This window comes from Brotocaccenecus cirricatena (assembly GCF_020687045.1).
GTDB classification, from domain to species: domain Bacteria; phylum Bacillota; class Clostridia; order Oscillospirales; family Oscillospiraceae; genus Vescimonas; species Vescimonas cirricatena.
This window is the reverse complement of the sequence record NZ_JAJEPW010000095.1, coordinates 1-7,459: the sequence shown is the minus strand read 5'-3', so window position 1 is coordinate 7,459 and position 7,459 is coordinate 1. Positions and strand designations below refer to the sequence as shown.

The window sequence follows — 7,459 nt, the reverse complement described above, 5'->3', positions numbered from 1 at the left end:
CGGAACTTTTCTCCCATAGCGGTGAAAATGAACTGTTCAAACTCATTCTTGCGGAGTGTGCCGCACCCCGGACAGCCGTATTATAGCCTGACATCAGCCGCCCTCCAATCTGCGAACCATTCGCAGATATTATAGCATTTCCCCCTTTGTCAATATCATCCCGCGATACCGGCGTCTTTCCGACAGTTCAAGATTTGTCAGCGTAAAAGAAAACAGCGTCACATCAAAGGCTTCGAACCGGTGGGCTCTTACGCGGTCAAAGCAGTCCGCGTTTCACGGCATCATCCACCGGCTCCAGTTCTTTTTCCAGCGTACAGGATAGATCCCATAGCAGCTGACGTTCCTCGTCATCCTCTGTGGTCAAGCTGCCCAATTCATCCCACCGCAGAATGATTCGATACAGCGCCAGAGCCTCCTGTTCCGTGAATCTTAATTCCATAAGCGGCGTCTCCCTCTCAGTTGCTTTTCAATGGAAAATCAGTGGTAAACGATACCGTACATTTCATCGCGTCAGCCGCATCTCATTCTCAAACTGCTCCATCGTCTCCTGTCGGCTGGGGACTTGTGCAAGCGTGCAGGAAAACGGCTGGCCGAACAGGGGTTGGGACAGTGTCTCCGCCCAATGCGTCAGCACCTCCGGAGTGAGGGGGCGCTCCTCCCGGAGAAAGATCACCCCGTAATAGGGCGGTACAGACGGGGAAAGCAGCTGTGTCAGCGGGACGCCGCTCCGGACGGAGGCGTTGCAGAAATGCATCTCCGGCGAAAAAAGCGGATAGTACAGCGCCCCGACGAACCAGTCCTGTTCGCCGCTTCTGAGCCTCCTTGCCTGCTCCAGAAAGTGCGGATGATCCGGGTTATCCGGCTCCACAAACTCACCCTCCCGAATGGTCTGGTGAAGTGCGGGGAGGTTATGGAAATCAAAGTGGAAAAAGGGCACCTCTCCCGCCTCGTCCTCAGAAAGAGAAAACTCCGCCGCATGGAAAGGTTCCAGGTCCTTACAGCAGCGGTAATAGCCCCACCAGTAGTTCCAGTCATAAATATGCAGATATTTTTTTGCTTTACAACCCATAGATGTACTCCATTCTAACAATGTCGGCACAAGAGAAAATCACAGGAAACTCTCCACCCGGCACCGGCAAAAGCCCGTTCCAAGCCCGTCCTTTTTGCAAGAGGGGCGCTCACAGGCGGCGCGGTGCTCTTCTTATCTGCTCACCGGAATGGAAATCTCAAACACGGCGCCACTATCCCCGTTGTAGGCACGGATCGTTCCCTTATGCAGGTGGATGATCTCCTTGGCCAGGGCAAGGCCGATGCCGGATTTTCCGTTTTTTCCCATGTAGAAGCGGTCAAAGATATGGGGCAGATCTTCCGCGGCAATGCCGTCCCCGTCATCCTGTATCCGTATCGTCACATGACGCTTCTCCGTGCGGCAGGTCAGGTGCAGCTGGCTGCGGGCATAGCGCACGCCGTTGGATAGGATATTGGTGACGGCTCTGCGCAGCCGGGTATCGTCACAGCTAACCATAACGGGCGTTTCGGGGAAGTCCGGCGTGATGGTGATACCGCCGCCGGCGGCTATCGGCTCCACGGCGCGCATGCTGTCGTAGAGCAGCTCCCGAACATCCATCTCGGAAAGGGTAAGCGGCTGCCGTCCCATGTCGATTTTCGAGATGTCCAGGAGCTCGTCCACCAGTTCCGTCATGCGGTCGCTCTCCGCCAGGATCACCTCCGCCGCGCTGCCTGTGTCCATCACACCTGCCTGTATGCCCTCCGCATAGCCCTGTATCGCCATAAGCGGCGTTTTCAGCTCATGGGAGGCGTTCTGAAAGAAGGTCTGCTGCCGCTCCGTCTCCTTTTCAATATCCCGGCCGAAGCGGAAGCCCAGCAGGCACATGACGGAGGAGATCGCCAGCAGTACCGCAAAGAACGCCCAGTTCAGCGTCACGATATAGCGGGTGATTGGGCCGATGTCTATATACATGATGTAGGCGTACGGCTTTTCCCAATCGTCCTGCTCCTCCTGCACGGACATGAAGATCAGGTGATGTTTGTCCGTTTTGAAGGTATAGCATTGATTGAGTGCAATATCCCGCCCGGCGCAGTATTCCAGCAATTTTTTCTCCAGGTGATAGCTATCCCGGTTCCATGTGTTAGGTCGGTATCCGTCATCCAGTTCCAAAAAGACGATGCTGGGGGTAAAGAAATTCCCCTCCTCCTCGCCCTCGTCATAGATCGGCTCTTCGTCGGTATAGGGGATGGTGCGGTTCTGGTACTGTGACTCGCTGATGAGCGCCTTTTTTGCCTCACGCACAAAGTGGGCAGGTATGATGAGGTTCACCGCCAGCATGAACAGTGCAAAGAGCAGCAGAGCCGCACCGAGGATCAGATACACGATCCGCAGCTTGATGTTTTTCATGTGCGCTCCGCTCCTTTCAGCTTATAGCCAAAGCCCCATATGGTGCTTACGCTGACGGTGCTGCCCGCTTGCAGCAGCTTTTTTCGGATACGGCGCAGCGTTTCATCGGTTACGCGGGTCTCCACCTCCGAGTCAAAGCCCCACACCGCGCTGAGCAGCTCCTCGCGGGAATATGCCTTTTCCGGCTGCTTCATCATATAGCTGAGCAGTCGCAGCTCGGTCTGGGTGAGCGACACTGGCGCAGTCCCATAAAAGATGGCGTTTTCCGTGGCGGAATAGCGGATATCCCCGTAATGAAGCTCGTCCTCCGCCGCCGCCGTTTTTCCTCGGTCCATCTCCACACGGCGCAGCAGCGCCTTCACCTTCATCAGAAGAATGGTCGGGCGAAAGGGCTTGGTGAGATAATCGTCGCTGCCCTGACTGATGCCCATGACGTAGTCCAGCTCGCTGTCTTTGGCCGTAAGCAGGATGATGGGAATATCGGAAACAGCGCGAAGCTCCCGGCACACGGTAAGTCCGTCCGTGCCGGGCATCATGATATCCAGTATTACCAGCTCCGCAGGGTCCTGACGAAACGCCTCCAGCAGCGCGTCACCGCTTTCAAAGGAGCGCACAGTATAGCCGTCGCTTGCCAAAAAACTATGGAGCAGCTCCCGTATGCTCTTTTCATCGTCCGCCAAATAGATGGAATGTCCCATGCGTCCTCCTTGGAAGCAGCGCCAAATGCTGCGCGTGGGCGCAGCATCGGCGTCGTATTTAGTTAATCATATCAGAAAACCTCTTTGCCGTCAAAGGGGGCAGATGCCGCTTTCACAGCCGGTACCGCCCCAAATGGTATCGTACAGCTTGCACAGCTGGTTATCAAGCTCTACCAGACGGTTATAGTCGGCGATCAGCTCGTCCTTTTCCGCGTCGGACAGGAAGCTCAGGCTGCGGATAAAGGTGGCCTCATCATAGTTGTCGAAGTCATAGTCATCCGGCAGATTGAAGTACGCTTCATCTACCTTGTCCCACAGATCGGCGTTCTTCTCGCAGAGGCGGTCATACTCCTGCTCCAGGGTGTCAATCTCATCCAGTACCTTGGGGTCGGCCTTTTCCAGCGCCTTCTCGTAAAGCGGCATATTGTCGCAGTCGGGCAGCTGAGCGTACAGTGCCTCCATCTCGGTGTCAAGGCCGTTCAATTCCTCGATGTCCGCCAGAAGCGTTTCCTTCTCCGCTTCGGTCAGGGCGTTGGTACTGCGGATAAACGCCGCCTCATCAAAGTTTGTGAAGTCGTAGTCGTCGGGCAGGGCGTTGCAGATTTCGTCCAGCTTTTCCCACAGCGCCGCGTTTCTCTGGAAGATGGCGTCGCTCTTCTCTTCCACCGCCTCGATCTGCTCCCAGATGGCGTCCTCATTCTCGGTGGCAATTTTAGTAACAGGCTCTATTGGTGCGGATGTGGCGGCAAAGGCGGAGGTTGCCGTGCCGATGGCCGATACCATCAATGCCAGTGCCAGTGCAAAGCTCAAAATCGTTTTCTTTTTCATGGTATGTTACGCTCCTTTTTGAAGTATTTTTGGTTGAGTTTCAACCTTGTCTGTAGCATACCAGAAGCTGCATTGAAATTCCCCCGCGAAAGTGCGGGGAAAGTGTCACAAAAGTGCAACGAGACCAGCCCGGAAAATGAACGAAAGCCCTCTCCACGCCTCAAGGGCAGAAACGGGCGGACGTTTTTAAGCAAGAAATCTTTGAGGCGATTGGAACAGCAAAAGGCTGGCTTTTACTACCCGGTTGACAAAACGGATCATTTCCTCCTTGCTGTACTTGTCATAGCCCTCCACAACGACATGCATCAAACCGTTTGACAGATGGGTATACATCATCTCAAGCTCTGTCTCACTGGCATTGGGCAGCTCCTTCCGCCAGTAGGCAATGCTGTCCTTCTTGGCCAGGGCAATCATCCGCATGAGGACTGTTGAGCTTGTATTCCCCAGAATCAGAACCCGGCAGGCTGCCTGATTCCGATCGACCATATCGTAGATGGCTTCGATCAGAGCCGTCACATCAAACGAATTGACATAGCGAAGGGATTTTTCGAATGCATCGATGAGTTCGTTCTCAATGCTCTCCATCAGGGCAAAGCAATCGCTGTAATGGGCATAGAAGGTGGCACGGTTAAGCTGTGCCAGGGCACAAACCTCCTTCACCGTAATTTTGTTTACAGGTTTTTCCTTCAGCAGCTTCAGAAAAGACTGCTTGAGCACCATTTGCGTATAGCGTTTCCTTGCGTCCATCTTCTCCATATAGAACCTCTCCAAAAAAAGTTTACAAAGAAAAGCAACACTTCAACAGGTAATGTTGCTTTTCTTTCAGCCGTATGGCAAGTGCTGATTGTTTCTGTATTCCCCCTCAAGTATACTGTACTTGTGAAAGATAATCAACACTTGTGTACTTATTTGAGAGGAGGCTCTTTGAATGTTTGATAAATATCTTGTTACAGGCGCTACCGGCTTCCTTGGTAGGGTTGTTGCGGAGGAGCTGGTACGCCGCAAGGCGCAGGTGCATGCGCTTGTGCTGCATGATGACCCCTATACCGATTTGCTCCCGAAGGAGGTACGCACCGTCATTGGTGATGTGTGCGATAAAAGCTCACTGTCAGACTTCTTCGCGGATGCCGACAGCCGTACCTGTGTGATTCACTGTGCTGGTATTGTCTCCGTCGCATCCAGACCCGGTCCGAGGCTCTATCAGGTCAATGTAGGCGGGACATGGAAGGTTCTCCGGCAATGTATGGAGCATGATGTGGGCAAAATGGTCTATGTCAGCTCCGTCCATGCCATACCGGAAAAGCCAAAGGGCTGCATCATTTCGGAGGATTGCGAATTCTCTCCGGGGCTTGTGGACGGAGATTACGCCAAGAGCAAGGCAGCTGCAACCGAGCTGGTATTCGATGCAGCGGAGCGCGGGTTGAATGCCAGCATTGTATTCCCCTCCGGCATCATCGGACCGGGCGATTTGCAGGGAGGGAGCTTCACCTCTATGGCGAAATCTTTCCTTTCTGGAAAGCTGCCCTTTGCCGTTTGCGGCGGATATGACTTTGTGGATGTGCGGGATGTGGCAAGAGGTATTCTCGCCTGTTCCGAAAGCGGAGAGCCCGGCAAAGGCTACATTTTGTCCGGCTGCTATGTCACGATTCGCAGGATGCTTCAGCTGGTGGGAAAGGCTGCAAAGCTGAAGTATCGGTCCATCTGCCTGCCGCTGGGGCTTGCAAGGCTGGCGGCTCCATACTATGAACGTCGAAGCCTGAGGGAGCGAAAGCCGCTGTTCTTCACCCCGTATTCCGTTTCCGTCCTTGCCTCAAACGGGCAATTCAGTCATGCTGCTGCGTCGGAACGCTTTGCATATCAGCCGCGCCCGATTGAGGAGACCTTGGGGGATATGACAGCCTGGCTTCTGAATCAGAAGTGAAGGGGCAATGTGTGCTCCGCTATCAGCCAAAAGCGCCTCAGGCAAATTGCACACGCTATTGATATGCCCCGCGATCAGTGAAAGAAATGGCTCCGAATCTAAACCACTTTTCATTCTTATTTTTAAAAGAGTAAATCAAATTGAAGCCTGTAAAAATCATTGCAGAAATTCCTAAAAACAGCCACATATATATGACCTCCTTAATCTCACATACCCTGCGCTCTTTTGAGGCAAGGCTCGCAATTGTATCGCTTACGGACAGGAAATGCCAATGAGAGGATCGCTCGCAGCCTCCTTTATCGATTCTCCGCCAGATATTCCTCCGCGTAGTGGACGGCTACCGCGCCGTCCGATACGGCGGTGACCACCTGCCGCAGCGCCTTGGTGCGCACGTCCCCCGCGGCGAACACGCCGGGAAGATTCGTGCGGGTGGATTCGTCCGCGATGATGTAGCCGGATTTGTCCAGTGCCAGCTCGCTTCGGAACAGCTCCGTCGCCGGGGCGCGTCCCACGCTGACGAACACTCCGTCACAGGCAAGGTCATGTTCCTCACCCGTCAGGACAGTCTTCAAACGAAGCCCCGTCAGGCGGCTTTCGTGCAGCAGTGCGGAAACGGTGCTGTTCCAGCAGAATTCCACGTTGGGCGCGTTTAACAGCGGTTCATGATAGACCTTCGTAGCCCGCAGGCTGTCCCGGCGGTGGATGAGGTAGACTTTTTTTGCAATGCGGGACAGGGCGAGGGCGTCCGCCGCGGCGGAATTGCCGCCGCCCACCACCGTCACGGTCTTGCCCCGATAGGGCGCGCCGTCACAGGCGGCGCAGTAGTGAACGCCCTTGCCAACGAGCGTTTCCTCGCCGGGAACGCCCAAGGGACGAGGCGTCGCGCCGGTGGCGATGACCACCGTGCGGCCCTGAAAAACACCCTCGCTGGTGTCCAGCGTCTTGATCTTCCTGGAAAGGCTGGCCTTGTACACCTCCGCCAGCTCCGTCACCGCGCCGAAGCGTTCCGCGCTTTGCTGCATCTTTTCGCCCAGCGTAAAGCCGTCGATGCCGCTTTCAAAGCCAGGGTAGTTGTCGATCTGCTCCGTCAGCGCCATCTGCCCGCCGGCGGAGAGCTTTTCCAACACCAGTACAGAAAGCCCGCTTCTGGCGGCGTACAGGGCGGCGGTGTATCCGGCGGGACCGCCGCCGATGACGATCATATCATAGATCTGCTCCATAATCGTGTCCTCACTGCTCCAGCGTTTCCTTGATAAACGCCTCGATGGCCGCCTTGGAGCCGGGGGCGACGACGGAGCCGATCACCTCGCCGTTCTTGAAGAGCAGCAGCGTGGGGATGGTGTCGATGCCGAAACGCTGGATGAGCTGCGGCTCCTCGTCGTAGTTGATCTTGCCGGTGATGAGCGTGTCTGCGAACTGCTCGCCCACCTTGTCAAAGGCCGGGGCAATACGGCGGCAGTAGGGGCACCACTGGGCCCAGAAATCCACCAGCACGGGCTTGTCCGCGTGCAGGACGTCATTTTCAAAGCTGTTGGTCGTAATGGTAAGCATCGTATATCCTCCTATTTCTGTGTAAAAAGCTGTGTTTCAATATCT

General features: G+C 55.0%; 9 protein-coding genes. 1 reads left to right on the top strand and 8 read right to left on the bottom strand.

Translation table 11 applies throughout. The features are described from left to right. Positions 1–256: 256 nt before the first annotated feature. The 6 genes from LKD37_RS16375 to LKD37_RS16350 all read right to left on the bottom strand — a co-directional run bounded on the left by LKD37_RS16375 (position 257) and on the right by LKD37_RS16350 (position 4,698). Positions 257–439 carry a hypothetical protein gene (locus LKD37_RS16375; protein ID WP_302930154.1) on the bottom strand — a complete coding sequence of 61 codons (183 nt, stop codon included), beginning with the start codon at positions 437–439 and terminating at the stop codon, positions 257–259. Positions 440–502: 63 nt separating this feature from the next. Next, positions 503–1,069, bottom strand: coding sequence for a hypothetical protein (locus LKD37_RS16370; RefSeq protein WP_302930153.1), 567 nt, complete (start codon positions 1,067–1,069; stop codon positions 503–505). 132 nt (positions 1,070–1,201) lie between these two features. Beyond that, entirely contained in the window at positions 1,202–2,416 is a 1,215-nt protein-coding gene (locus LKD37_RS16365; RefSeq protein ID WP_302930152.1) for a sensor histidine kinase, read from the bottom strand. Next, complete coding sequence (locus LKD37_RS16360; protein ID WP_302930151.1) at positions 2,413–3,114, bottom strand: response regulator transcription factor; 702 nt, start codon at positions 3,112–3,114, stop codon at positions 2,413–2,415. The genes LKD37_RS16365 and LKD37_RS16360 overlap by 4 nt, the downstream gene beginning before the upstream one ends. A 90-nt stretch (positions 3,115–3,204) precedes the next feature. Then, positions 3,205–3,942, bottom strand: a complete 738-nt coding sequence (locus tag LKD37_RS16355) for a hypothetical protein (RefSeq protein WP_302930150.1) — start codon at positions 3,940–3,942, stop codon at positions 3,205–3,207. 186 nt (positions 3,943–4,128) lie between these two features. After that, entirely contained in the window at positions 4,129–4,698 is a 570-nt protein-coding gene (locus LKD37_RS16350) for a TetR/AcrR family transcriptional regulator (RefSeq protein ID WP_302930149.1), read from the bottom strand. 172 nt (positions 4,699–4,870) lie between these two features. On the opposite strand from LKD37_RS16350, the gene LKD37_RS16345 reads away from it, so the two are divergent. After that, the gene (locus tag LKD37_RS16345; protein ID WP_302930148.1) at positions 4,871–5,863 is read left to right on the top strand and encodes an NAD-dependent epimerase/dehydratase family protein; all 993 of its coding nucleotides are present in this window, start codon (positions 4,871–4,873) and stop codon (positions 5,861–5,863) included. 296 nt (positions 5,864–6,159) lie between these two features. Here the strand turns inward: LKD37_RS16345 and trxB are convergent, their stop codons facing one another. Beyond that, complete coding sequence (gene trxB / locus LKD37_RS16340; RefSeq protein WP_302930147.1) at positions 6,160–7,083, bottom strand: thioredoxin-disulfide reductase; 924 nt, start codon at positions 7,081–7,083, stop codon at positions 6,160–6,162. 10 nt (positions 7,084–7,093) lie between these two features. Beyond that, entirely contained in the window at positions 7,094–7,414 is a 321-nt protein-coding gene (locus LKD37_RS16335) for a thioredoxin family protein (RefSeq protein ID WP_302930146.1), read from the bottom strand. Positions 7,415–7,459: the final 45 nt, after the last annotated feature.

Excerpts from the sequence above, each read along its gene's own strand:
- LKD37_RS16375 (WP_302930154.1), bottom strand. The coding sequence starts at position 439 with ATGGAATTAAGATTCACGGAACAGGAGGCTCTGGCGCTGTATCGAATC.
- LKD37_RS16370 (WP_302930153.1), bottom strand. The coding sequence starts at position 1,069 with ATGGGTTGTAAAGCAAAAAAATATCTGCATATTTATGACTGGAACTAC.
- LKD37_RS16365 (WP_302930152.1), bottom strand. The coding sequence starts at position 2,416 with ATGAAAAACATCAAGCTGCGGATCGTGTATCTGATCCTCGGTGCGGCT.
- LKD37_RS16360 (WP_302930151.1), bottom strand. The coding sequence starts at position 3,114 with ATGGGACATTCCATCTATTTGGCGGACGATGAAAAGAGCATACGGGAG.
- LKD37_RS16355 (WP_302930150.1), bottom strand. The coding sequence starts at position 3,942 with ATGAAAAAGAAAACGATTTTGAGCTTTGCACTGGCACTGGCATTGATG.
- LKD37_RS16350 (WP_302930149.1), bottom strand. The coding sequence starts at position 4,698 with ATGGAGAAGATGGACGCAAGGAAACGCTATACGCAAATGGTGCTCAAG.
- LKD37_RS16345 (WP_302930148.1), top strand. The coding sequence starts at position 4,871 with ATGTTTGATAAATATCTTGTTACAGGCGCTACCGGCTTCCTTGGTAGG.
- trxB (WP_302930147.1), bottom strand. The coding sequence starts at position 7,083 with ATGGAGCAGATCTATGATATGATCGTCATCGGCGGCGGTCCCGCCGGA.
- LKD37_RS16335 (WP_302930146.1), bottom strand. The coding sequence starts at position 7,414 with ATGCTTACCATTACGACCAACAGCTTTGAAAATGACGTCCTGCACGCG.